General features: G+C 39.3%; 23 protein-coding genes. 15 read left to right on the plus strand and 8 right to left on the minus strand.

All coding sequences use genetic code 11. The annotated features are described in order from the left end of the window. Nucleotides 1-11: 11 nt before the first annotated feature. Genes BQ4443_RS00900 through gatC form a run of 5 tightly spaced genes read right to left on the minus strand, consistent with a single transcriptional unit; the run spans nucleotide 12 to nucleotide 4,942 of the window. Nucleotides 12-764: a DUF484 family protein gene (locus BQ4443_RS00900; RefSeq protein WP_071057764.1), complete on the minus strand. Its 753-nt coding sequence runs from the start codon at nucleotides 762-764 to the stop codon at nucleotides 12-14. Next, on the minus strand, nucleotides 761-1,651 hold the full coding sequence (gene dapF, locus BQ4443_RS00905; RefSeq protein ID WP_071057765.1) for a diaminopimelate epimerase: 891 nt from the start codon (nucleotides 1,649-1,651) through the stop codon (nucleotides 761-763). Before dapF ends, BQ4443_RS00900 begins: the two co-directional genes overlap by 4 nt. A gap of 11 nt (nucleotides 1,652-1,662) precedes the next feature. Continuing rightward, the gene (gene gatB / locus BQ4443_RS00910) at nucleotides 1,663-3,117 is read right to left on the minus strand and encodes an Asp-tRNA(Asn)/Glu-tRNA(Gln) amidotransferase subunit GatB (RefSeq protein WP_071057766.1); all 1,455 of its coding nucleotides are present in this window, start codon (nucleotides 3,115-3,117) and stop codon (nucleotides 1,663-1,665) included. Then, the gene (gatA, locus tag BQ4443_RS00915; RefSeq protein ID WP_023952112.1) at nucleotides 3,117-4,631 is read right to left on the minus strand and encodes an Asp-tRNA(Asn)/Glu-tRNA(Gln) amidotransferase subunit GatA; all 1,515 of its coding nucleotides are present in this window, start codon (nucleotides 4,629-4,631) and stop codon (nucleotides 3,117-3,119) included. Before gatA ends, gatB begins: the two co-directional genes overlap by 1 nt. A 2-nt stretch (nucleotides 4,632-4,633) precedes the next feature. After that, entirely contained in the window at nucleotides 4,634-4,942 is a 309-nt protein-coding gene (gene gatC, locus BQ4443_RS00920; protein WP_023952114.1) for an Asp-tRNA(Asn)/Glu-tRNA(Gln) amidotransferase subunit GatC, read from the minus strand. 187 nt (nucleotides 4,943-5,129) lie between these two features. On the opposite strand from gatC, the gene BQ4443_RS00925 reads away from it, so the two are divergent. From BQ4443_RS00925 to rodA, 5 genes are all read left to right on the plus strand, one after another. After that, on the plus strand, nucleotides 5,130-6,170 hold the full coding sequence (locus tag BQ4443_RS00925) for a rod shape-determining protein (protein WP_023952116.1): 1,041 nt from the start codon (nucleotides 5,130-5,132) through the stop codon (nucleotides 6,168-6,170). Nucleotides 6,171-6,268: 98 nt separating this feature from the next. After that, nucleotides 6,269-7,162 carry a rod shape-determining protein MreC gene (mreC, locus tag BQ4443_RS00930; RefSeq protein ID WP_023952118.1) on the plus strand — a complete coding sequence of 298 codons (894 nt, stop codon included), beginning with the start codon at nucleotides 6,269-6,271 and terminating at the stop codon, nucleotides 7,160-7,162. Further along, nucleotides 7,152-7,697, plus strand: coding sequence for a rod shape-determining protein MreD (gene mreD / locus BQ4443_RS00935; RefSeq protein ID WP_071057767.1), 546 nt, complete (start codon nucleotides 7,152-7,154; stop codon nucleotides 7,695-7,697). The genes mreC and mreD overlap by 11 nt, the downstream gene beginning before the upstream one ends. 10 nt (nucleotides 7,698-7,707) lie before the next feature. Continuing rightward, on the plus strand, nucleotides 7,708-9,780 hold the full coding sequence (mrdA, locus tag BQ4443_RS00940) for a penicillin-binding protein 2 (RefSeq protein WP_071057768.1): 2,073 nt from the start codon (nucleotides 7,708-7,710) through the stop codon (nucleotides 9,778-9,780). 6 nt (nucleotides 9,781-9,786) lie between these two features. Continuing rightward, nucleotides 9,787-10,932, plus strand: a complete 1,146-nt coding sequence (rodA, locus tag BQ4443_RS00945) for a rod shape-determining protein RodA (protein ID WP_023952120.1) — start codon at nucleotides 9,787-9,789, stop codon at nucleotides 10,930-10,932. A 37-nt stretch (nucleotides 10,933-10,969) separates the two neighbouring features. On the opposite strand, the gene mutY is transcribed toward rodA, so the two are convergent. Genes mutY through BQ4443_RS00960 form a run of 3 tightly spaced genes read right to left on the minus strand, consistent with a single transcriptional unit; the run spans nucleotide 10,970 to nucleotide 13,649 of the window. After that, nucleotides 10,970-12,079: an A/G-specific adenine glycosylase gene (mutY, locus tag BQ4443_RS00950; RefSeq protein WP_071057769.1), complete on the minus strand. Its 1,110-nt coding sequence runs from the start codon at nucleotides 12,077-12,079 to the stop codon at nucleotides 10,970-10,972. Next, nucleotides 12,079-12,984 (minus strand): cell division protein FtsX, encoded by a 906-nt coding sequence (locus BQ4443_RS00955; RefSeq protein WP_023952124.1) that lies wholly within the window; start codon nucleotides 12,982-12,984, stop codon nucleotides 12,079-12,081. The genes mutY and BQ4443_RS00955 overlap by 1 nt, the downstream gene beginning before the upstream one ends. After that, nucleotides 12,984-13,649 (minus strand): cell division ATP-binding protein FtsE, encoded by a 666-nt coding sequence (locus tag BQ4443_RS00960; RefSeq protein WP_023952126.1) that lies wholly within the window; start codon nucleotides 13,647-13,649, stop codon nucleotides 12,984-12,986. Before BQ4443_RS00960 ends, BQ4443_RS00955 begins: the two co-directional genes overlap by 1 nt. Nucleotides 13,650-13,961: 312 nt before the next feature. On the opposite strand from BQ4443_RS00960, the gene BQ4443_RS00965 reads away from it, so the two are divergent. The 10 genes from BQ4443_RS00965 to zapD all read left to right on the plus strand — a co-directional run bounded on the left by BQ4443_RS00965 (nucleotide 13,962) and on the right by zapD (nucleotide 21,451). Further along, nucleotides 13,962-15,125, plus strand: a complete 1,164-nt coding sequence (locus BQ4443_RS00965) for an amino acid ABC transporter permease (RefSeq protein ID WP_071057770.1) — start codon at nucleotides 13,962-13,964, stop codon at nucleotides 15,123-15,125. Nucleotide 15,126: 1 nt separating this feature from the next. Next, nucleotides 15,127-16,218, plus strand: coding sequence for an amino acid ABC transporter permease (locus tag BQ4443_RS00970; RefSeq protein WP_071057771.1), 1,092 nt, complete (start codon nucleotides 15,127-15,129; stop codon nucleotides 16,216-16,218). 13 nt (nucleotides 16,219-16,231) lie between these two features. Next, nucleotides 16,232-16,969, plus strand: coding sequence for an amino acid ABC transporter ATP-binding protein (locus BQ4443_RS00975; protein ID WP_023952130.1), 738 nt, complete (start codon nucleotides 16,232-16,234; stop codon nucleotides 16,967-16,969). Nucleotides 16,970-17,029: 60 nt separating this feature from the next. Beyond that, the gene (locus BQ4443_RS00980) at nucleotides 17,030-17,218 is read left to right on the plus strand and encodes a DUF3460 family protein (protein ID WP_023952132.1); all 189 of its coding nucleotides are present in this window, start codon (nucleotides 17,030-17,032) and stop codon (nucleotides 17,216-17,218) included. Beyond that, nucleotides 17,218-18,090, plus strand: coding sequence for a segregation and condensation protein A (locus tag BQ4443_RS00985; RefSeq protein WP_071057772.1), 873 nt, complete (start codon nucleotides 17,218-17,220; stop codon nucleotides 18,088-18,090). Before BQ4443_RS00980 ends, BQ4443_RS00985 begins: the two co-directional genes overlap by 1 nt. Nucleotides 18,091-18,101: 11 nt before the next feature. Next, nucleotides 18,102-18,944, plus strand: a complete 843-nt coding sequence (gene panC, locus BQ4443_RS00990) for a pantoate--beta-alanine ligase (protein ID WP_071057773.1) — start codon at nucleotides 18,102-18,104, stop codon at nucleotides 18,942-18,944. Nucleotides 18,945-19,039: 95 nt separating this feature from the next. Further along, nucleotides 19,040-19,288, plus strand: a complete 249-nt coding sequence (locus tag BQ4443_RS00995) for a response regulator transcription factor (RefSeq protein WP_023952136.1) — start codon at nucleotides 19,040-19,042, stop codon at nucleotides 19,286-19,288. 82 nt (nucleotides 19,289-19,370) lie between these two features. Continuing rightward, the gene (locus BQ4443_RS01000; protein ID WP_071057774.1) at nucleotides 19,371-20,033 is read left to right on the plus strand and encodes a prepilin peptidase; all 663 of its coding nucleotides are present in this window, start codon (nucleotides 19,371-19,373) and stop codon (nucleotides 20,031-20,033) included. An 8-nt stretch (nucleotides 20,034-20,041) separates the two neighbouring features. After that, nucleotides 20,042-20,662, plus strand: a complete 621-nt coding sequence (gene coaE / locus BQ4443_RS01005; RefSeq protein ID WP_071057775.1) for a dephospho-CoA kinase — start codon at nucleotides 20,042-20,044, stop codon at nucleotides 20,660-20,662. A 33-nt stretch (nucleotides 20,663-20,695) separates the two neighbouring features. After that, on the plus strand, nucleotides 20,696-21,451 hold the full coding sequence (gene zapD / locus BQ4443_RS01010; protein ID WP_031274757.1) for a cell division protein ZapD: 756 nt from the start codon (nucleotides 20,696-20,698) through the stop codon (nucleotides 21,449-21,451). Nucleotides 21,452-21,502 lie beyond the last annotated feature (51 nt).

A 21,502-nucleotide genomic window follows, 5' to 3' on the forward strand; every position in this document is an offset into this window, starting at 1 on the left:
ATATGTATGTTCTATGCTGGGTCTAATTCAGGATAATCATCATCCTCAGCATTATGGCTATTTTGTTCTTGCTCGTCTTCTTGAGTGGTAATCGAAACTTCTTCATCCATAATTGAAGGAGCAAGACGTGAAATGGCAGCACTTGCTAGGTAACCAAGATTTTCAAGGAAGAATACGCCCATGTCAGGATAGAAATGTTTCGCATCTTGACTAGCAAATACTAGGGCGCCAATGGCGATGTCATTCACATACAAAGGTGCAATACCGATAGAACCAGCGGGATTACTTAACCAAGCCGCGATGCCGGGGTGGATATCTGAGCCTGTATAAGGAGCAACCAATGATTTGATATATTGTTGAACCTCAACATTTTCTTCTAGCTGGTAGTCTTCTAGTTGGTCAAACCCCCAAAGTAATAATTCAACTTCAAGTTCAGGAAAAGCGTCTTGTAAACCAGTCACAATAGCTGCTGGAATTAATTCCTCTTCTTTTTGTGCTAATAGCGTTGCACACCAATCTGTGATAGTGTCATTAATTCCTTGATTTTCAACAGCAATATCACCTAAATCATATAAATTATTTTGCGTAGAGTGTAAGCGGTCACGTAGGGTGCTTACTTGTTTTTCCAGTAACGATAATGATCCAGGTCCGTCAGGGTTAGGAACACGAATCTCAGAAAAAATATCAGCATGTTCAGTTAAAAAATTTGGGTTATTACGCAGAAACTCTGCAATTACCTCTGGAGATAGATGTTCATTTGTCATGGGTTTAATACCTGTGTTGGAATGGAGGCAACTAGTTTATCAATATCAATTGAGCCCGAATAAACAGTGGTTGCTGGTCCAGTCATTTCAATTTCTTGATGGTCATAATCAATGATTAAATCACCACCTTGAGTGTGTACGGTTACGGGGCTTTGTAAAAGACCACGGCGAATACCAGCGACAGCGGCAGCACAAGCACCAGTACCACAAGCCAATGTTTCTCCGGCACCACGCTCATAAACGCGTAACTTAATTTCATGGGTATTTACAATTTGCATAAAACCCGCATTAACTCGATTTTTAAAACGTGGATGAGACTCAATTAATGGGCCTTGTTCTAATACGGGTGCAGTAGCGATATCTTCAACTACTTGAACCACATGTGGATTAGAGATACCAACGACAGATAATGTTACCTGATCATGGTTAGGCAAAGGTAATACCCATAAGGTATCTTCACCTTGCTGAGTACTAGCTAAATCCGTTGTATCAAATGCAATGGCATCCGGTGTAAAACGAGTTTGCCCCATTTTTACTGATACCGTGTAATCCTCATGTTCTTTAAGGATAATAAGTCCTGTCGCAATTTCAGCCTTTAGAGGATTACGCCCAGATAATTTTTGCTCATGTACAAAACGCACAAAACAACGCGACCCATTACCGCAATGCTCCACTTCGCTACCATCTGCATTAAAAATACGATAGCGAAAATCAGCTTCTGGATGAGTAGGCTCTTCAACTAAAAGGATCTGATCCGCGCCAATACCAAATTGTCGATGGGCGATGGCTCTTGCACGTTCAGGAGTCATTTGTATCGATTGACGTACACCATCAAGCACCACAAAATCATTACCAACGCCATGCATTTTTGTAAAGTTCCAAATCATGCCATTAATCCTTAAGCAAGTTTGCTTTTGAGTAACTCATTGACTTGGGCTGGGTTAGCTTTGCCTTTAGCGGCTTTCATCACTTGACCAACTAAAGAGTTAAAGGCTTTTTCCTTGCCGGAACGGTACTCTTCAACAATAGCTGGGTTAGCTGCCAATACGTCATCAATCATTTTACTGATAGCCCCAGTGTCGCTAATTTGTTTTAGTCCTTTAGCCTCAATAATAGCATCTACATCAGCGTTATGCTCTCCAGCCCACATTGCTTGGAATACATCACGAGCGATTTTATTGGAAATGGTATTGTCATTAATACGCTGAATAAGTTTAGCCAGATTAGCTGGTTGAACAGGACAGTCTGAAAATTCTTTTTCATCGCGATTTAAGCTTGCCATGACATCGCCCATGACCCAGTTGGCTACAATTTTGGCGTTTTCTTTGCCAGAAGCATTAACAACTTGCTCAAAATAATCAGAAATAGGACGACTCAACGTTAATTGTGCTGCATGATAAGCAGATAAACTAAAATCTTGCTCATAACGCGCACGACGTGCCGCAGGTAATTCAGGCATGTCCGCTTTGACTTTATCCATCCATTCTTGTGAAATGATTAATGGTGGTAGATCAGGGCAAGGGAAGTAACGATAGTCATGAGCGTCTTCTTTGCTACGCATACTACGAGTTTCATCTTTTGTTTCATCGTATAGACGAGTTTCCTGAACAACTTTTCCACCGTCTTCAATCAGTTCTATTTGGCGACGAGCCTCAAATAAAATAGCTCTCTCCAAGAAACGGAATGAGTTAACGTTTTTAATTTCTGTGCGCGTTCCAAATTCACTGGCTCCTTTGGGGCGTACGGAAACGTTTGCATCTACACGGAAAGAGCCTTCTTGCATATTACCGTCACAAATGCCTAGCCAGACAACTAAGCCATGCAATGCTCGAGCATAGGCGACAGCTTCAGCAGCAGAGCGTAATTCTGGTTCAGTCACGATTTCTAATAATGGTGTACCAGCACGATTCAGGTCAATTCCTGTTGATAACTCACCATGTGGCCCAGTGAAGTCATCGTGCAGTGATTTACCAGCATCCTCTTCAAGATGGGCACGAGTAAGATTTAAGGTTTTTTCCTCTTCACCGACGAAAAAACTTACTTTACCACCAAGTACTACAGGTAGCTCAAATTGGCTAGTCTGATAGTTTTTGGGAGAGTCAGGATAGAAATAGTGTTTACGTGCGAAAATAGACAAAGGAGCAACTTTGGCGCCAATAGCTAGACCAAAGGCGATAGCTTTAGCAACGGCTTCTTTGTTCATTACTGGTAGACTGCCAGGTAATGCCATATCCACAAGGTTGGCTTGAGTATTTGGCGCAGCACCAAATGCTGTGCTACTACCAGAGAAAATTTTAGATTTGGTTGAAAGCTGTACGTGTGTTTCTAAACCAATAACAATTTCCCAGCTCATTATTTCACCTCCGCTTGGCGTAGGTGCCAATCAGTATGTTGTTGGAAGCAATCACTTAAAGCTAAAAGCTGACCCTCTTTAAAATAATTACCGATGATTTGTAAACCAATAGGTCTATTTTGTTTTTCGCCGCCAAATCCACAAGGAATAGACATTGCAGGAAGACCAGCAAGGCTTACGCCAAGTGTATAAATATCAGCTAACCAGTCGGCAGTCACATCACCTTTGTTGTCGCCAATATTTTTAGCAACAGTTGGTGTGACGGGTCCCATGATAACATCACATTTGTTGTTTAAAGCTTCTTGGAAATCATTGGCAATCATACGACGAATACGTTGCGCTTGAAGATAATAGGCATCATAGTAGCCTTGGGATAAAACGTAAGTACCGATTAAAATACGGCGTTGTACTTCTGGCCCAAAACCTTCGGCACGAGAGCGACTAATCATTTGTTCTACACCAGAATAGTCTTGTGCTCTATGGCCGTAGCGTACACCGTCATAACGCGATAAGTTACTTGAGGCTTCTGCTGGGGCAATAACATAATAGGCAGGAATAGCTAAAGCAGTACGAGGAAGTGAAATATCTACTCTTTCTGCACCTAGCTCAACAAATTTAGCAATCGCTTGCTCTACAGCTATTTTGACCTCTGTTGCAATACCCTCAGCAAAATATTCTGCAGGAATACCGATACGGATGCCTTTTAATGGTTGACTACCATTAGATTGAAATAAAGCAACTTGGTGATTAAACGCATTTTTAACGCGTTGTTGGCAGTTTTTGACGCCATCGCAGGTCATTACGCTAGTTGAATCTTTGTCATCAAAGCCACTCATTATATTGAGTAGCTCCATTAAATCTCTTGCGTTGCGTGCAATAGGACCTGCTTGATCAAGACTAGAAGCGAAAGCCACCATACCAAAACGAGAAACAGTACCATAAGTTGGTTTGATGCCAGAAACACCACAAAGCGCTGAGGGTTGGCGTACAGAGCCACCTGTATCTGTACCAGTTGTACCTAGAACAATACCAGCGGCAACAGCAGCGGCAGAGCCACCAGATGATCCTCCCGGTACTGCAGTTGTATCCCAAGGGTTAAGGCAAGCACCAAAAGCAGAGTTTTCGTTGCCTGATCCCATTGCAAATTCATCACAATTCAATTTGCCGATATTTACGCAACCTGCTTGGGCAAGTTTTTCAACAACAGTAGCATCAAAAGGGCTGACATAATTTGCTAGCATCTTACTTGCTGCTGTCGTTCTCCATCCTTTAGTCACAAAAACATCTTTGTGTGCAATGGGTAAACCAGTGAGTATTCCTTGTTCTCCCTTAGCAATAGTAGCATCAGCTTGCTTTGCTTGGGCTAAGGTTAGTTCAGGATCAATCTGTAAAAAAGCATTAAGGTGAGAAAGCTTTTCTGCTTTGTTTAAAGAATCTTGAGCGAGCTCAACAGCACTAATTTGTTTGCTATCGAGTGCAGCACGAACTTCTTGAATAGAGTTAAATAAGGTCATAATTACTCGATAACTTTAGGAACTAAAAATAAACCGTTAGATTCAGCGGGTGCATTCGCCATTAATTCAGCACGTTTTTCTAGTGAAGATGTTTCTGTGACGATGTCTTCACGTAAACGTAAACTAATTTCTTCATGCACAGATAATGGGTGAGCTAATGGAGTTACACCGCTAGTATCAACAGACTGTAATTGGGCAATTAAGCCAAGCATGCTATTTAATTCAAGAAGTGCTTGAGCTTGCTCTTGTTCATCTAATTCAAGACGAGAAAGACGAGCAATTCGATTCACATCGTTAAGTGTAAGAGACATAAAATGTATAATTTTTAAAAATAAAATGTAAAAAAAGGAAATTTACCTTAAAAGCGTATATTTATGCTGCTTAAAAATGATAAAATCTCGGAATATGTTTCATTATAAGTTAATATTAAGAGTTATCCAATTTATAACACCTTAATAAAAAACTCTTTTTGCTCACCTCACACCAAAGAAAAGACAAATGTTTGGATTTTTAAGAAATTATTTATCTACCGATATGGCAATTGACCTCGGTACTGCGAATACTTTAATTTATGTACGCGGCAAAGGAATCGTGCTAGACGAGCCATCAGTAGTGGCAATTAGACATGACGGTGGTAATGGTCGTAAAGTTATTCAAGCCGTAGGACAAGCGGCAAAACAAATGCTTGGACGTGTTCCTGGCAATATTGATGCTATCCGTCCTATGAAGGATGGTGTTATTGCTGATTTCTCTGTAACAGAGCAAATGATTAAGCAATTTATTCGCATCGTAAACCCGAGAGGACTTTTCTCTCCTAGTCCACGAATTATTGTTTGTGTACCTTGTGGATCCACACAAGTGGAACGCCGTGCGATTCGTGAGGCTGCTTTAGGGGCTGGTGCTAGCCAAGTATTTTTAATCGAAGAGCCTATGGCTGCAGCTATTGGTGCCGGGCTAAATGTCTCAGATGCCAGCGGATCTATGGTGGTTGATATCGGTGGTGGTACAACCGAAGTAGCGATTATCTCCTTAGGTGGTATGGTTTACAAAGGTTCTGTGCGTGTTGGTGGCGATAAATTTGATGAAGCTATTGTTAATTATGTTCGTCGTCATCATGGAATGCTAATTGGTGATCAAACGGCTGAAATGATTAAAAAAGAAATTGGCTCGGCGTTCCCTGGTAGTGAAGTTCGTGAGTTAGAAGTTAAAGGTCGTCATTTATCTGAAGGTGCACCACGTAGTTTTACAGTGACTTCTACAGAGATTTTAGAATCACTAACTGATCCATTAAATCAAATAGTGTCTGCTGTAAAAATCGCCTTAGAGCAAACTCCTCCAGAGTTAGGCTCGGATATTACAGAAAAAGGAATTGCCTTAACTGGTGGTGGTGCACTACTAAGAGATTTAGATAGACTTTTACAGGAAGAAACAGGGTTGCCTGTTATGGTGGCTGAAAATCCATTAACATGCGTTGTGCGAGGTTGTGGTGAAGCATTAGAGCACTTAGAGCTTCTAGGTCCTGTTTTTATTAATGAATAATTATTTTAAATAGCACTATACTACGCCTTTATTGATTGCTCATAATGCCGTAAGATAAGTTTCGTAGGGTAGTGCTAGTTTGTGTTTCAGGACATTAGATGCCACAAAATAATTCCTTGAACCTTTTTCAGCGGGGTCAGGTCTCTGGGTTGCGACTTGTTGCTTTGGGAATTTTATGTGTCATTCTTATGATTGCAGACTCTCAAACAAACTATATAGAACCCGTTAGAAAAGTCGTCGCTAGCGTTATTCATCCATTGCAGCGTGCTGCCTTATGGCCACGTGATGTTGTGGTACAAATTTATAATTGGTCAAATGCTGTTGAGTTGGTACGTACACAAACCGAAGAATCTCAACGTCAGCGAATTGGTTTAACACAGTTGTCTGTGCAAGCATCGCAGATGGCTGAAGAAAACATCCAATTACGCCGCTTGTTAGGGATTAAGAAATCAGTCAACATCCCATCTGTTGCTGTTCAAATTTTATATGCTGCACCCAATCCTTTACATCAAACCTTAGTTCTGACCAAAGGTGCTAATGATGGCATAGCACCAGGGATGCCTGTGATTGGTGAAGGTGGTTTGGTGGGGCAAATTCAACGAGTCACTGCTAATACAGCAGAGGCAGCACTCATTACCGATGAGAGAGTGTCTTTACCAGCGATTATTTTGCGCAATGGCTTACGTGTTGTAGTTTATGGTAGTGGTCATCCTAGCCGTGTAGAAGTGCGTTATTTGGCGTTGGGTGCAGATATCAAAGAGGGCGATCAACTTGTTACGAGTGGTATTGGTGGTGTTTTCCCCGCAGGATTGGCAATAGGTCAAGTCAATAAAATTGAAAAAAATTCAGCACAAGGGTTTGTTAGTGCTTATGTAGAGCCCACAGCACACCCAGAACGCTATTTGCATTTTTTAGTATTATTAACCGATGTAGCAAAAACACCATCTGATTCCGATCAGGATACGGGTAAGGATGGGCATAATGGCGAGTAAACAATCTAAACATATAGGTAATTTACGACCTATTGATTCAGGAGATGATACTTTTTACCCTCCAACAGCATTGGCGTGGGTGAGCATTTTTATTGTATTTTTGTCTTCTTTATTGCCTTGGCGAGATTGGCCAGGTTCACCTGATATTTTGTTATTGGTGTTAGCATTTTGGTGCTTTTACAATGTTAAAGGTGTTGGGTTAGTAACAGCCTTTCTCTTTGGTATCGTGATGGATGTACATGATACCAATATTCTCGGGCGGCATGCACTGTACTATATACTTGTCTTATATGCCATCATTCTTATGAGAAAACATATGTCGCAGTTCTCTGTATTTGCCCACTTTACAGCTGTGTTACCTGTATTTGTGTTGGCTGCCATACCTAGTCGATTGTTTGAGTCTTGGCTGGCGGGTGTTTGGGCTGGTTGGGGCTGGTTATGGTCTGGCGTGATTACTGCCTTGCTTTGGTTTATTGCTGATTTACTGTTTAAGTTTTTCTTTTATCAGCCAATTGATGACAACACCTTAAATTGATAGGCTTGCTATGTTCGAGTTTAGCCAGAAAACAGGCCCTGACAGAAGAAAATTGTTGATCCGCATAATTGTTGCGACGATGTTCATTTTGTTGTGCTTTAGTCTATTGATTTATAGATTGTGGGTGCTTCAAGTTGAGCGGTATCAAGGTTTTTCAGAAAGAGCAGAAAGAAATCGTATTACCTTAGTACCAATTACGCCTAGAAGAGGCGATATTGTCGACAGGAATGGTATTGTACTCGCTCGTAGTTATAGAGACTATACCATTGAAATTATTCCTGCTTACGCTAATAAAAATATTGATGAAATAGTTTCTCAAATTAAAGAATTTATTCCTATCAGTGATCTTGATTTACGTCGCTTTAAACGTCGTTTAGCTGGTTCTAACCGATTTTCATCCGTAATGCTCCGACACAATATTACCGATGAAGAGGCGGCATTATTTGCGGCTAATTCATACCGGTTCCCCGGGGTGAGTGTTAAGGCTCGTTGGGTAAGAGAGTATCCACAAGGTGAGTCTGCTGCTCATTTAGTGGGGTATGTGGGAAGAATCTCGGAAAAAGATAAAGAAAAATTAGAAAAAGATGGACTTGAGGGTGAGTATCGAGGTGCCGAAGTTATTGGTAAAAAGGGTATTGAAGCGAGTTATGAACAGTCGCTAAAGGGTAAACCAGGCTGGGAAGAAGTAGAAATTTCTGCTTCTGGTCGACCTGTTCGTGTATTGCGTAAAATTGACCCAATTCCCGGAGATAATCTACGTTTATCCATCGATATGGGATTACAAAAAATGGCTGAGGGGCTTTTTAATCATTCCAAATATTCAGAAAAAGGTGCGTTAGTTGCTATTGAGCCAGAATCAGGTGAAGTTTTGGCCTATGTATCAGCACCATCTTATGATCCTAATTTATTTGTGGATGGTATTGATGTTGAGAATTGGCGTAAATTATCTGAAAATGAAGATGCTCCTTTGCTTGATCGTCCAATTTCAGGGACCTTCCCTATCGGTTCAACATATAAACCGTTTGTTGCTTTAGCAGCATTATCGTTGGGGGTGCGTGATGCAGATACTCGATACCCTGATCCAGGCTATTTTGAATATGGTGGTCAGAGATTCCATAATGCTGGGAGAGCTGTATATGGTCCAACTAATATGCATAAGGCAATAGTCGTCTCTTCCGATACGTATTTTTTTAGTTTGGGACCAGCCTTAGGCGTGGATAGATTACATGATTTTGCTATTCAGTTTGGTTTTGGAAAGCGTACAGGTGTTGATTTACCCAATGAAAAACGTGGCATATTACCCTCAAAGGAATGGAAAAAGCAAGCCTATAAAGATCCTAAAAAGCAAACTTGGTTAGCAGGGGAAACTATTTCTGTGGCTGTAGGACAAGGATATAATGCATTGACAATTATGCAATTAGCTCAAGCAACATCTGTACTGGCTGCAGATGGTGTGTATATGCGTCCCCATGTTGTTAATTGGTTAGAAAACGAAGTTACTCGTAAGGCCGAACAAGTAGTTAAAAAACCAGAGTATACAATTCCTTTAAATCCTGCTGATATTAAAGTGATTAAGAATGCAATGACTGATGTGACTCGCTTTGGTACAGCAAAAAAAATATTTTATGGTGCAAATTATTTATCGGCTGGTAAGACGGGGACCGCTCAAGTCTTTAGCTTACGAGGTTCTCGTTATAATGCTAGGGGATTGCATAAAAAGTTACATGATCACGCACTGTACATGGGTTTCGCACCTGTGAATAATCCTAAAATTGCAGTGGCATTGATTGTTGAGAATGGTGGTTGGGGCGCGAAAGTTGCTGCCCCAATGGCAAGAAAAGTATTTGATTATTGGCTGTCCCCGAATCGACAGGAAGTGCCTGATTATGTACCGGCTTTCTTGGAAGAAGATGAGCCTAATGATGAAACTTCATCAGATGTAGAGGTTCCTTCAGAAACGCCAAGTAATCCTGAGGATAAAACACAAGATGCATTGCCAGATATTTTGGATAATATACCGTCAGGTGTAGATAGGCAAAATCCTCAACCTGATTCAAAAGAGCAAACAACCAGTCAGGGATAGTGAGAGATGAAGAATATATTGACTCAATTCTTAGTAAGAGCGATAAAGGCGTTTGACTGGCCTTTGTTGATTATTCTATTGCTATTTGCTGGTCTGGGTATGCTGGTTATGCATTCTGCTGTTGGTGAGGCAGAGGGCCGTTTTTTAGGACAAGGAAGAAATTTTATCATTGCTTTTTTTGTGATGTGGTTTGTTGCATTATGGACACCTTCACAAATAATGAAAATTGTTATTCCATTTTATGTCATTGGTTGTTTGTCGTTGTTAGCTGTACTGTTATTTGGTTATACCAGCAAAGGTGCAACACGTTGGCTTGATATTGGTTTCTTACGGATACAGCCATCAGAAATGATGAAACTATGTGTACCAATGATGTTGGCATGGTATTTTGATAAGCATAGAAGTGATTTAAAGATCTTTGATTTCTTTATTGCTGGCATTTTGTTATTAATTCCCTTTGTGTTAATTATCAAGCAGCCTGATTTGGGAACAGCTATTCTGGTATTTACCACAGGGTTTTGTGTGATTTATTTTGCTGGATTATCCTTCAAATTATTAACTCCTTTATTTATTATTGGGGTAACTGTAATTACTTTAATCTTGTATTATGAGCCTATTTTATGTCAGCCCGATTTTGATTGGGTTATCTTGCATGACTATCAGAAAACCAGAGTATGTACCTTATTAGATCCTACTTTAGATCCGCTAGGTAAAGGCTTTCATACCTTACAAGGGATGATTGCGATTGGTTCTGGTGGCATTTATGGTAAAGGCTATATGCAAGGTACTCAAACACATCTGGACTTTATCCCAGAACAAACAACGGACTTTATTTATGCAGTGTATGCTGAAGAATTTGGTATGTATGGTAGTATCTTTTTACTTATTTTATATACCTTATTATTAGCTCGTTGTTTTGTTATTGTTCTCAAAGCAAAAACACAATTTGGTGCGTTATTAGCAGGTGCTTTAACGATGATGTTTTTTGTTTATATCTTCGTCAATATGGGTATGGTTATGGGAATCTTACCGGTCGTGGGTGTGCCATTACCATTTATGAGTTATGGGGGAACAGCTCTTGTTACCTTGGGCTTAGCAAGCGGTTTACTAATGAGTATTTCTAACTATAAACCGTCAAAACCATCTAATTAACACTATATCAATAGTGCTTTTTAATCCTTAATTCGCTCTAGGACTTAGTGGGTAAACACATTTGCGTACTTGTGGTTGAGTCTGTATCTAAAAGACTTAAGCCACTTAAAAGGTTATGAATTGGACGAGGTAAAGCTAATTTGTCTAGATTCTCAGGGTGAATATCATACCATTGAGTATCCTCAATGAAGATACTGTCTTGTAGCGTATTTCGCTGAGCTGTAATCATCACCGGATGGATAATGAGTCGATAGTGTGAAAAAACATGTTCAAAACTAGCCAGTAGTTGTGTAGAAGAGTGTTTTTCTGTCGTCTGACCAAAACTATGTTTACTTAAATAACTATTCACAGCTGATAGACTTTCTTGTTCAGGTAATGATAAGAGTCCCCCCCAAATTCCTTGTTGTGGACGTTGTTGTAACAAGACATGATGATGTGCTTTGAATATCAATAAATAGGTTTCTTTGGTAGGTAATGTTTTTTTAGGTTTTTTAGTGGGCAAACTATTTTGCATATTATGTTTGGCAGCAAAACAATCCTTTTGCACTGGACACTGAGAACATTTTGCTTGAGTTCGGGTACAAATTAATGAACCCAAGTCCATTAATCCCTGATTATATTGCCCAATGTTTGTTTCATTAATAACATTTTTGTAGGCTTGTTCCCATAACTGTTTATCAATGGCACTACCATAGCCAGTAATTCCATAATAACGGCCAAATACTCGTTTAACATTACCATCCATAATGGGTGTCTTTGCATCAAAGCAAAATGCGGCAATAGAATTGGCTGTGGATTGACCAATCCCTTTTAGTTTGATGAGCTCATCGGGAGAGTGCGGAAATTCGCCTTGATAGTCTTGCCAGATGGTAACAGCACAATGATGTAAGTTACGTGCTCTAGCATAGTAACCTAGTCCTGCCCAATATGGCATCACTTCTTCTTGTGATGCCATGGCTAAATCAGCAATAGTGGGGAATCGTTGTAAAAAACGCTGGTAATAATCAATGACCGTAGTGACTTGAGTTTGTTGCAGCATAATTTCTGATAGCCAAACCCTGTACGGATCTTTGGTGCCTTGCCAAGGCAAATTGTGGCGGCCTGACTGTTGTTGCCAGGCTTGGATTTTTTGAACAAAACTTGGCATTAGAATTTAGAGTGCTTAGTCACTGACCAACGCGCTGATAGGGCAGCGATAAACATCACCAAAATAATCGCTAAAATTAGCCAAAATGCTGAAGGCAAGTTTAATGAAAATGACTGACCATAACTTTCAGATAACACCAAAATTGCATCATTCATCATGCTTAAACCAAAGATTGTTAAAACAATGGCTAATAATCCAGCAAATAAACCAGTAATTGCACCTAAGTAGAGAAAAGGGCGACGCACAAATGATTCAGTTGCCCCAACCAAACGAGCAACAGCAATTTCATCTCGTTGAAGAAGTGCCTGCATACGAACAGTATTAAAAATAGTAGCGATGACAATTATTCCTACCCCAATAGCTAAAATACCAAGTAGGACTTTGAAGAAATGCAAGATACCTTCAAGCTTTTTGAGCCAATCGCTATCAAACTGCACCATATCAACGGGTTCTAAATCGCCCCATTGATTAGCTAATTGGTTTGCCTGCTCGGTATTAATATTAGAAGCTAGGGTGATAATAATGCTATGTGGTAAAGGGTTGTTTGATAAGGCATTTAGAGAGTCGGCCCATTGTTTTGATGAGCGTAATGAATCAAGCGCTTCTTGCTTAGACACTACTTCAATTTTATCAATAGAACTAGCAAATTCTTTTTGCAATGACTCTGATAATTCTTTTGTAGAATCCAGATTAGTCGTGTTCTTCATAAACAAAGTAATGACTGGATTAACTGATACAACCTGAGTAACAGGTGCTAGGGACGTAATAATAGCACTCACGACTAAGGGGAGGGAAAGCACAAAAGCAATCACAATAATATTTGTGATTGTTGAGAATGGCGTTAGACTCAAACGACGAATAGCCGTTTTAAATGCATAAGAATGATGATGTAACCAAGTTTTCATTAGTGGTATCCCAAGTCAGTAAAGCGTCCTGGCTCAATCAGTAAAGTACGGTTTGAATAGCATTGTAGCAAAGGGCGATCATGTGAGGCGATTAACGTAGTCACGCCAACACGATTAAAATCACGAAAAACATCTAAAATAAGATGAGCATTTTCTTGGTCTAGATTTGCTGTAGGCTCATCAGCAATAAGAATACTAGGGCGATTCACAATGGCTCTAGCAATGGCAAGGCGTTGTTGCTCACCACCAGACAAGGCAATAGGATTTAACTTTTCCTTGCCACCAAGCCCAACTTTTACAATGGCTGCTCTCGCACGTGAGGCAGCTTTGTCAGGGTTAAGCCCCATCACAGATAAAGGCAACATCACATTTTCAAAAGCACTTCTATCATAGAGGAGGTGAGTGTCTTGCAGAATAATTCCTACAGCACGGCGTAAGTATGGCATCGCTCTAGGGGTGATTTTATCTACGCGTTCGCCCTTAACAGTAATAGCACCTCTACTCGGTGGCTCTAAACCGCCAATCATTTTTAATAAGGTCGATTTGCCAGCACCAGAAGGGCCAGAAATAAACACAAACTCACCACTATTAATTGTAAAGTTAATATCGGCAAGGATATTGGCACTTTGACCATAGGATTTAAAAACGTGCTGAAATTCAATCATATTGCAACTTTATACGCTATAGATAATAGATAGACATTATAGGTAAATAATAGTCAGATTGTTATCAAGCTTTTGTTTGAATTTTGATAGGCAGGTTTTCAAATTGAGTAACCCAGCAAATAGTGGCTTATTGTTCATTATGAAAATCTACTCACAGAAAGTACCGCATTAATGACAGTCTGACTATTATAAGTAAATAACGTTTTTGTTATTTTAGCACTAGATTCATCATGGTAAGGGCTGAAAACTTGAAATTCCTAAGCTATTAAATGGTATAGTCAAGAAAAGATTTTTTACAACAACTATAAGTATATGCAAAAACGAAAAATATCCTTTTCTTGGAATGATGAACGTGTCCGTTCATGGATCTATCAAGCTATTATCCTAGCGATAGTGGTATGGGTGGTATGGTATTTAGTAAGTAATACCATGGATAATCTATCCTCAAGAAATATTCAAACAGGTTTTGCATTTTTACACAAAGAGGCAGGATTTGCTATTGGTGAGTCGCTAATTGATTATCAACTTACTGATACTTATGCCAGAGCGATTAAAGTTGGTTTACTGAATACCTTATTAGTATCTTTTATCGGTATTATTTTGTCTACATTACTTGGAACCTTGATCGGTATTGGTCGATTGTCAAGTAACTGGCTAGTCAATAGATTGGCATCCATTTATGTAGAATTAATGCGCAATATTCCTTTGATGATACATTTGTTTTTTTGGTATGCATTACTGACGGAAAATTTGCCTGCACCTCGTCAAGCATTATCGCCTATTGACGGTATATTTTTATCAAATAGGGGTATCAAGATTCCTGCCTTAGAGGGTGCATCACTGCTATGGTTATTTGTCGGTTTGCTGATAGCTATACTCCTTACTTATGTCATTACTGTGGCAGCAAAGCAAAAACAACGAAAAACTGGGCAAACAACACCTGTATTTTGGATAAGTTTAGGGTTGTTTATCCTGCTACCTATGATGGGAGTATTACTTTCTGGGGGGCAATTGGAGCTGATCAAACCGGCATTAAAAGGGTTTAATTTTGTGAATGGATGGAGTTTTAGTCCAGAACTAGCTGCGTTGATAATAGGGTTAGTTTTATACACAGCAGCTTTTGTGGCTGAGATTGTGCGTTCAGGGATTCAAAGTGTTGGCAAAGGGCAATGGGAAGCAGGGGAGTCTTTAGGGCTCTCACGGCTAAAAACATTAAGGCTAATTGTCATGCCTCAAGCTATCCGTGTAATGATTCCTGCGCTGAGTAATACATTTATGAACTTAACTAAAAATAGTTCATTAGCCGTTGCTATTGGCTACCCAGATATTGTTTCTATTGTAAATACGATGCTTAGCCAAACAGGACAAGCGATTGAGGCAGTAATGATTATTATGCTGGCTTATTTTACGATTAGTGTGAGTATCGCTATATTGATGGCATGGTATAACAAACGTATGGCATTAGTGGAGAGATGAAATGACACAATTATCTTCTGAAACAATGCCAAACTCATCACGATCAGCAAAAGCATTCACATGGGTTAAAGAAAACTTATTTGCGACACCGGCTCATAGTTTGACAACTATTTTAGTCCTTTGGTTGTTATTGTTTTTGTTGCCACCAGTCATTGAATGGTTTTTTGTACAAGCGAATTTCACGGCGAGTGATGGTCAGCAATGCCACCAATCTCAGGGAGCCTGTTGGTCTTTTATTCAACATAAATATCGTTTAATTTTATTTGGTGTCTATCCTTTTGATGAGCAGTGGCGACCATTTTTAGTTACGTTATTATTGATTGGATTAATTGTTTATACCGCCATACCCAAAGCCTGGAATAAGACTATTATCCCTATTTGGATTGTTGTGTTAGCGATTGCTTGGTTGCTAATGCGAGGAGGTTTCTTCTCTCTTTCTTATATTGAAACAGCACGTTGGGGTGGACTACCCATCACCTTGATTTTATCTATCTTTGGCATATTAATAGCGACACCGCTTGGGGTTTTATTAGCATTAGGTAGACGATCAGAAATGCCTTTAATAAGGTCACTATCAATTGCTTATATTGAAATAGTCCGTGGAGTGCCGTTTATCAGTTTATTGTTTATGGCGTCGGTTATGGTGCCACTATTTTTTCCAGAAGGTGTCTCTATTGATAAGTTATTACGCGCACAAATTGCCGTGATTATTTATGTTTCAGCTTATATAGCAGAAGTGGTTCGTGGAGGTTTGCAATCCATTCCAAAAGGACAGTTTGAAGGAGCTGCCTCGTTAGGGCTGAATTACTGGCAGACCATGCGTCTCATCATTTTGCCACAGGCACTAAAAGTAGCTATCCCGCCGTTAGTGAGTATATTTATTTCCATTTTTAAAGATACTTCATTGGTGGTTATTATTGGGATTTATGATTTAACCTTATCCGCTAAAGTTGCTTTAGCTGATCCTGTTTGGCAAGGGTTTAGTATAGAAGCTTATGTCTTTATAGGATTGATTTATTTTATTTTTTGCTATGCTATGTCCCGATACTCTCGTTTTCTTGAAACTAGAGCAGAGCTTGGAAAGCAACACTAGGAGCCCCTAATTCATGACAAAAGTAATGATTGACTTAAAAGATGTCAATAAATGGTATGGTAATTTTCAAGTATTGAAAAATATCAATCTACAGGTCAAAGAAGGTGAAAGAATAGTGATTTCTGGACCCTCAGGATCAGGGAAATCTACGCTTATTCGCTGTTTAAATGGTTTAGAAACTCATCAAACTGGTACGATTACGATTAATGGAGTAGAGTTAAACCATAACCTTAAACATTTGGAAGAAATTCGCCGTGATGTTGGTATGGTATTTCAACATTTTAATTTGTTTCCCCATCTTACAGTGATTGAAAATCTTACCTTAGGACCAATTTGGGTATTAAAGCAAAGTGAAAAACAAGCGTATGAGACAGCGCTAAAGTACCTAGAAAGAGTGCGTATTGCCGATCAGGCAGATAAATATCCGGGACAGTTATCAGGAGGACAACAACAGCGGGTTGCCATTGCTCGATCACTATGTATGGCACCCAAAATCATGCTATTTGATGAGCCTACTTCAGCACTTGATCCTGAAATGGTAAAAGAAGTGTTAGAAGTAATGGTGGAATTAGCCGAAAAAGAGGGTATGACTATGCTTTGTGTTACCCATGAAATGGGTTTTGCACAGAAGGTAGCAGACTCAGTTGTGTTTATGGATCAAGGGCAAATTATTGAACAAACACCACCGGCAGAGTTTTTTACTCACCCTCGTACGGAAAGAGGGCGTCAATTTTTAGCGCAAATTTTATAGCTTAACTTTGTAACTGATTTTGTTATAATCAGAGTTTTAATAGCCATTTTCGAGAATACTATGTCGAAAAGTTACGAATCTGAAGCAACATTGTTTTTAAAACAATACAAAAAAGACCACCCAGAAACGATGGAAAAGCAGCTTGCTGGCCGTGCGAGATTGTGGGATAAAGTTGTGGATACTGAGCAACAAGAGCAGTATAAGGCTGCCCGTGTTTATCAGCAGCCTTATGTATACCTGACCAAATAATGTCTCCTGTTCAGGCGGAGTTAGACGCATTGATAGATCCTAACGTAGATACCACACCGAATGTTATTGATTCGGTGGCGTTGGCACGTCTATATGGTGAGCCTTTATTTAATATTCCCCAAGACCTTTATATACCCCCAGATGCTTTGGAAGTTTTCTTGGAAGCATTTGAGGGACCTTTGGATCTATTACTTTATCTGATTCGCAAACAAAACTTTAATGTGCTCGATATTCCTATGGCGGAAGTAACGATGCAGTATATGAGTTATGTTGAACAGATTAGGCAAAAGAATCTAGAGCTGGCAGGAGAGTATTTATTGATGGCGGCTATGCTTATTGAGATCAAATCAAGAATGCTTCTACCAGTTAAGAAGAGTGATACTGGTGAAGAGGTTGAGGATCCCCGAGCAGAGTTAGTGCGTCGTTTATTGGCCTATGAGCAAATGAAAATTGCGGCTAAACAATTAGATGAAATGCCGCAGTTAGGAAAAGATTTTGAGCGAGCCAATGCACAAGCCAATATTAGCGTTGAAAGGATGTTGCCTGATGTCAATCCAGATGATTTGCGACAGGCGTGGTTAGATATTTTAAAACGAGCTAAGTTAAATCAGCGACATCATATTAGTCGAGAACAATTATCTGTGCGAGACCATATGACACATATTTTGCGTCGCTTGTCTGATGTTCGTTTTATGGAATTTACTGAATTGTTTATGGAGCGCATTGAAGATGGTGCTCCACAGGCTGTTATTGTGGTGCATTTTATTGCTATGTTAGAGCTAAGCCGCGAATTATTGGTAGAAATTACGCAGGCAGAGCCTTACGCGCCTATTTATGTACGTTTAGCGTATACCAGTAATACAACTGTTTAAAAGGATATACCGTGAAAGTTGTTCATACTATTGAAGAATTAAGGGACCAGTTAAGAGGTCAATTACGAACAGCCTTTGTCCCTACCATGGGGAATCTACATGAAGGGCATTTATCGTTGATGCGCTTGGCTCGTCAGCATGGTGATCCTGTAGTAGCGAGTATTTTTGTCAATCGCTTGCAGTTCGGTCCGAACGAGGATTTTGATAAATATCCACGTACTTTAGCAGATGATATTGCTAAGCTAGAAGAACGCCGTGATGTGTATGTGCTATTTGCTCCTACTGAAAAAGAAATGTATCCTGAGCCGCAAAATTATCGTGTACAACCTCCTAGCGATTTAGGTAATATTTTAGAGGGTGAGTATCGCCCTGGCTTTTTCGAGGGCGTAAGTACTGTTGTGCTGAAACTATTTTCCTGTGTACAGCCTAAAGTGGCCGTATTTGGTAAAAAAGACTATCAACAATTAATGATTGTGCGTAGTATGTGTCGTCAGTTTCAGTTACCTGTACAAATTTATGCGCATGAGACTGTACGTGAGGCAAATGGGCTAGCCTTATCTTCCCGGAATCGTTATTTAAGTCAAAGTGAATATGCTGAGGCGCCAATGTTATATGCCACATTAAATGATGTAAAAAATCAGTTAATGGCAGGTAACTTGAATCGTGAAGAGCTTGAGTACAATGCCACTAAGTTACTGAATGATCGTGGTTGGAAAGTGGATTATATTGCTTTACGTAAACAAAGTAATTTATTAGTACCTACAATGGAAGAATTACAAAATAAAGAGCCATTAGTCGTACTAGCAGCCGCCAAACTTGGTAACACACGTTTGATTGATAATTTAGAAATCTAAACGTGATGTAGCTGTCTTATAGGATACTTTTATCAAATTGAAGTATCCTATCTTTTTTTGCATGATGAGTCTTTTATGTGAATAGGAGAACCATTATGCTAGAGCCATCAGTTAATTTATCTACCAATCCTTTTCAGCAACTTACGCCTAGAGAAACACAAGTTATGTGGTTGGTATCCAAAGGAATGCCGAATAAGTTATGTGCGACAAAATTAGGCTGCTCTACAAGAACCATTGAAGTCCATCGTTCTAGGATATTTCGTAAGTTAAAAGTACGTAATGCTATAGAATTAGTTTCCTTACTTCAACAAACCTTAATGCAACAAGCCTCTACTACGCATTAATGAGTTTATGATAGTGATGCAAGAGGCTTTATATTATCTCATAAGAGATAATGTAATAATTCAAGGGGGGATTGTAGTCATCATGGGTATGATGTTATTACCCACATTGATGCGCTACACAGTCTGGTCATTTTATAAGCACTACCCCAAAGACTCGCATTTTTATAGTCACCAAACATATGCTAGACGACTTTCTACTTATAAGATTCAAGGCTTGTTTGTGCTATTCATCAGCATTCTTATAGCCTATGATGCATTTGGAATTAATATTATTTATACCGATAAGCAATTTATTATCTTGCCTCTATGTTTTTTACTGATTTGGATTTTTTGTTGTGATTTCCATTTGTATTTGATTCCGTTTACTCCTTTAATTATTTTATTTTTATTGGGACTGTTATTTGAGGGGCAGCAGTTATATTGGCTTTGTGAGTATTCTTATGCAAATAGTTGTCAATGGCAGCTGTTACTCAGACAACGGGGTCAGGACTTAGTGTTGTGTATGGCGCTTTTATGGGGGACCTATTTTTTGACTCGTAAAGGCATTGGGCAAGGGGATATTTATTTTTTATCGGTATTAACGCTATTTTTTGCCGTAAAAGTCTGGTTAATACTCATCTTGGTCGCCTGTGTGTTGGGGCTAATACATTTGCTTGTGTTAAGATTACTGGGATATAAAAAACCATTTATTCCTTTTGCACCATGGATTTGTACATCGGCTTGGTGCTTGTTTTTGGTGGGTTAGGAGCAAATATGTCGCAGACTTCTCTCTTTATTGGTCTTACAGGCGGGATAGGATCTGGTAAGACAACAGTGTCGCAATATCTAGCTAAACAAGGGATTGAAGTACTGGATGCCGACCAAATCTCTCGACAATTAACCGCGCCAAATGGGTTAGCGATGGATCAAATACGAGAGGTCTTTGGGGATACGGTAATTACTCCAGAGAATGCTTTGGATAGGGATGCTATGCGCACATTAGTTTTTTCAAATCCAGAAGTAAAACAAAGATTGGAGCAAATTATTCATCCCTTGGTTCAACAAGAAATGATTAGTCAGGCATTAAGGTTGCATCATAGTCCCTATATCATCTTTGATATTCCTCTATTAATTGAGTCTATTAATCGTTATCGTCCTTTATTGAATAGAATTTGTGTGGTGGACTGTGAGCCTGAAGTACAAATTGAGAGAGTAAAAAAAAGGAATGGTTTGTCTGAGCAAACTATTCGTCAAATTCTTCAAACTCAAGCGAGTCGAGAAACAAGACTTTTATATGCAGATGATGTAATTTACAATGGAAAAGGGATAAGTTTGGATAAATTGCAAGAACAAGCATATAATTTTCATATTCAGTGGCTAAAAATGAAACCGTGATGACACCCCTATAAGTAAGGACAAGGTACTGTTTTGATTTTATATGAACACCCATTTAATGAGAGAACGCGCTTTATGATTCGTTTGGAATATTTGTTCCAACAACTTATTGCGTATAGTCAAAGTCCAACTCCTGCTAGTCAGCATGTGACTTTTTCTATGCTTTTTGAGATTATGGATGTGTGTGATCGTGGTGACTCAAGAAATTGGGTTTTACAAGAAATCGATAAACAGAAAGCGAGCTTAGAGTCTTTTCGTCATACACCGGGAGTAGATATAGAGTCTTTGGATAAAACGCTTTTACAATTGACCACTGTTGCCAAAAATCTCCAAACCTCTACCAAATTAGGTTTTTATGTAAGGGAGAATGAGTGGTTACTATCACTCAAAAATCGCTTCCTAACACCGGGTGGAACTTCTCCAATGGATTTTCCATCTTATACCGCTTGGTTAAATGGTAATGAGAGTGAAAGAGTGCGAGTCATTCAGCAGTTGATTGCACCATTTATGCCTATGTATGAAGCGATTACTCAATCGTTGCGAGTATTGCGTGAAGCAGCTTTGCCTAGCATGGAAAGTAGCAAAGACAATGGTGTATTTGAAAAAAGCATTGGTGGTAAGGTTTATCAAATGGCACGAGTTTGGTTGCCCAAAGGACAACGCATTTATCCTGAGATTAGTGGTAATAAGCACGTTATTATGATTCGCTTTTTTAGGATTAGTGAAAATTTCCGCCAACAACTTATTACAGAACCTCAAGGTTTTCGTATGGCATTGTGCCAAATTTAGTGTACTTACTTTACAAGACTGATAGAACTTACAAAAAGTTATAAGCATTTT

The sequence above is a fragment of the Pelistega sp. MC2 genome (genome assembly GCF_900099475.1).
GTDB classification, from domain to species: domain Bacteria; phylum Pseudomonadota; class Gammaproteobacteria; order Burkholderiales; family Burkholderiaceae_B; genus Taylorella; species Taylorella indica.

What these genes read in the sequence shown, in the direction of transcription:
- rodA (WP_023952120.1), top strand. Translation starts at nt 9,787, where the DNA reads ATGAAGAATATATTGACTCAATTCTTAGTAAGAGCGATAAAGGCGTTT.
- BQ4443_RS00980 (WP_023952132.1), top strand. Translation starts at nt 17,030, where the DNA reads ATGTCGAAAAGTTACGAATCTGAAGCAACATTGTTTTTAAAACAATAC.
- BQ4443_RS00985 (WP_071057772.1), top strand. Translation starts at nt 17,218, where the DNA reads ATGTCTCCTGTTCAGGCGGAGTTAGACGCATTGATAGATCCTAACGTA.
- gatB (WP_071057766.1), bottom strand. Translation starts at nt 3,117, where the DNA reads ATGAGCTGGGAAATTGTTATTGGTTTAGAAACACACGTACAGCTTTCA.
- mutY (WP_071057769.1), bottom strand. Translation starts at nt 12,079, where the DNA reads ATGCCAAGTTTTGTTCAAAAAATCCAAGCCTGGCAACAACAGTCAGGC.
- mrdA (WP_071057768.1), top strand. Translation starts at nt 7,708, where the DNA reads ATGTTCGAGTTTAGCCAGAAAACAGGCCCTGACAGAAGAAAATTGTTG.
- coaE (WP_071057775.1), top strand. Translation starts at nt 20,042, where the DNA reads ATGTCGCAGACTTCTCTCTTTATTGGTCTTACAGGCGGGATAGGATCT.
- gatC (WP_023952114.1), bottom strand. Translation starts at nt 4,942, where the DNA reads ATGTCTCTTACACTTAACGATGTGAATCGAATTGCTCGTCTTTCTCGT.
- mreC (WP_023952118.1), top strand. Translation starts at nt 6,269, where the DNA reads ATGCCACAAAATAATTCCTTGAACCTTTTTCAGCGGGGTCAGGTCTCT.
- BQ4443_RS00900 (WP_071057764.1), bottom strand. Translation starts at nt 764, where the DNA reads ATGACAAATGAACATCTATCTCCAGAGGTAATTGCAGAGTTTCTGCGT.
- BQ4443_RS00955 (WP_023952124.1), bottom strand. Translation starts at nt 12,984, where the DNA reads ATGAAAACTTGGTTACATCATCATTCTTATGCATTTAAAACGGCTATT.
- gatA (WP_023952112.1), bottom strand. Translation starts at nt 4,631, where the DNA reads ATGACCTTATTTAACTCTATTCAAGAAGTTCGTGCTGCACTCGATAGC.
- BQ4443_RS00995 (WP_023952136.1), top strand. Translation starts at nt 19,040, where the DNA reads ATGCTAGAGCCATCAGTTAATTTATCTACCAATCCTTTTCAGCAACTT.
- dapF (WP_071057765.1), bottom strand. Translation starts at nt 1,651, where the DNA reads ATGATTTGGAACTTTACAAAAATGCATGGCGTTGGTAATGATTTTGTG.
- BQ4443_RS00965 (WP_071057770.1), top strand. Translation starts at nt 13,962, where the DNA reads ATGCAAAAACGAAAAATATCCTTTTCTTGGAATGATGAACGTGTCCGT.
- BQ4443_RS01000 (WP_071057774.1), top strand. Translation starts at nt 19,371, where the DNA reads ATGGGTATGATGTTATTACCCACATTGATGCGCTACACAGTCTGGTCA.
- BQ4443_RS00960 (WP_023952126.1), bottom strand. Translation starts at nt 13,649, where the DNA reads ATGATTGAATTTCAGCACGTTTTTAAATCCTATGGTCAAAGTGCCAAT.
- BQ4443_RS00970 (WP_071057771.1), top strand. Translation starts at nt 15,127, where the DNA reads ATGACACAATTATCTTCTGAAACAATGCCAAACTCATCACGATCAGCA.
- BQ4443_RS00975 (WP_023952130.1), top strand. Translation starts at nt 16,232, where the DNA reads ATGACAAAAGTAATGATTGACTTAAAAGATGTCAATAAATGGTATGGT.
- mreD (WP_071057767.1), top strand. Translation starts at nt 7,152, where the DNA reads ATGGCGAGTAAACAATCTAAACATATAGGTAATTTACGACCTATTGAT.
- BQ4443_RS00925 (WP_023952116.1), top strand. Translation starts at nt 5,130, where the DNA reads ATGTTTGGATTTTTAAGAAATTATTTATCTACCGATATGGCAATTGAC.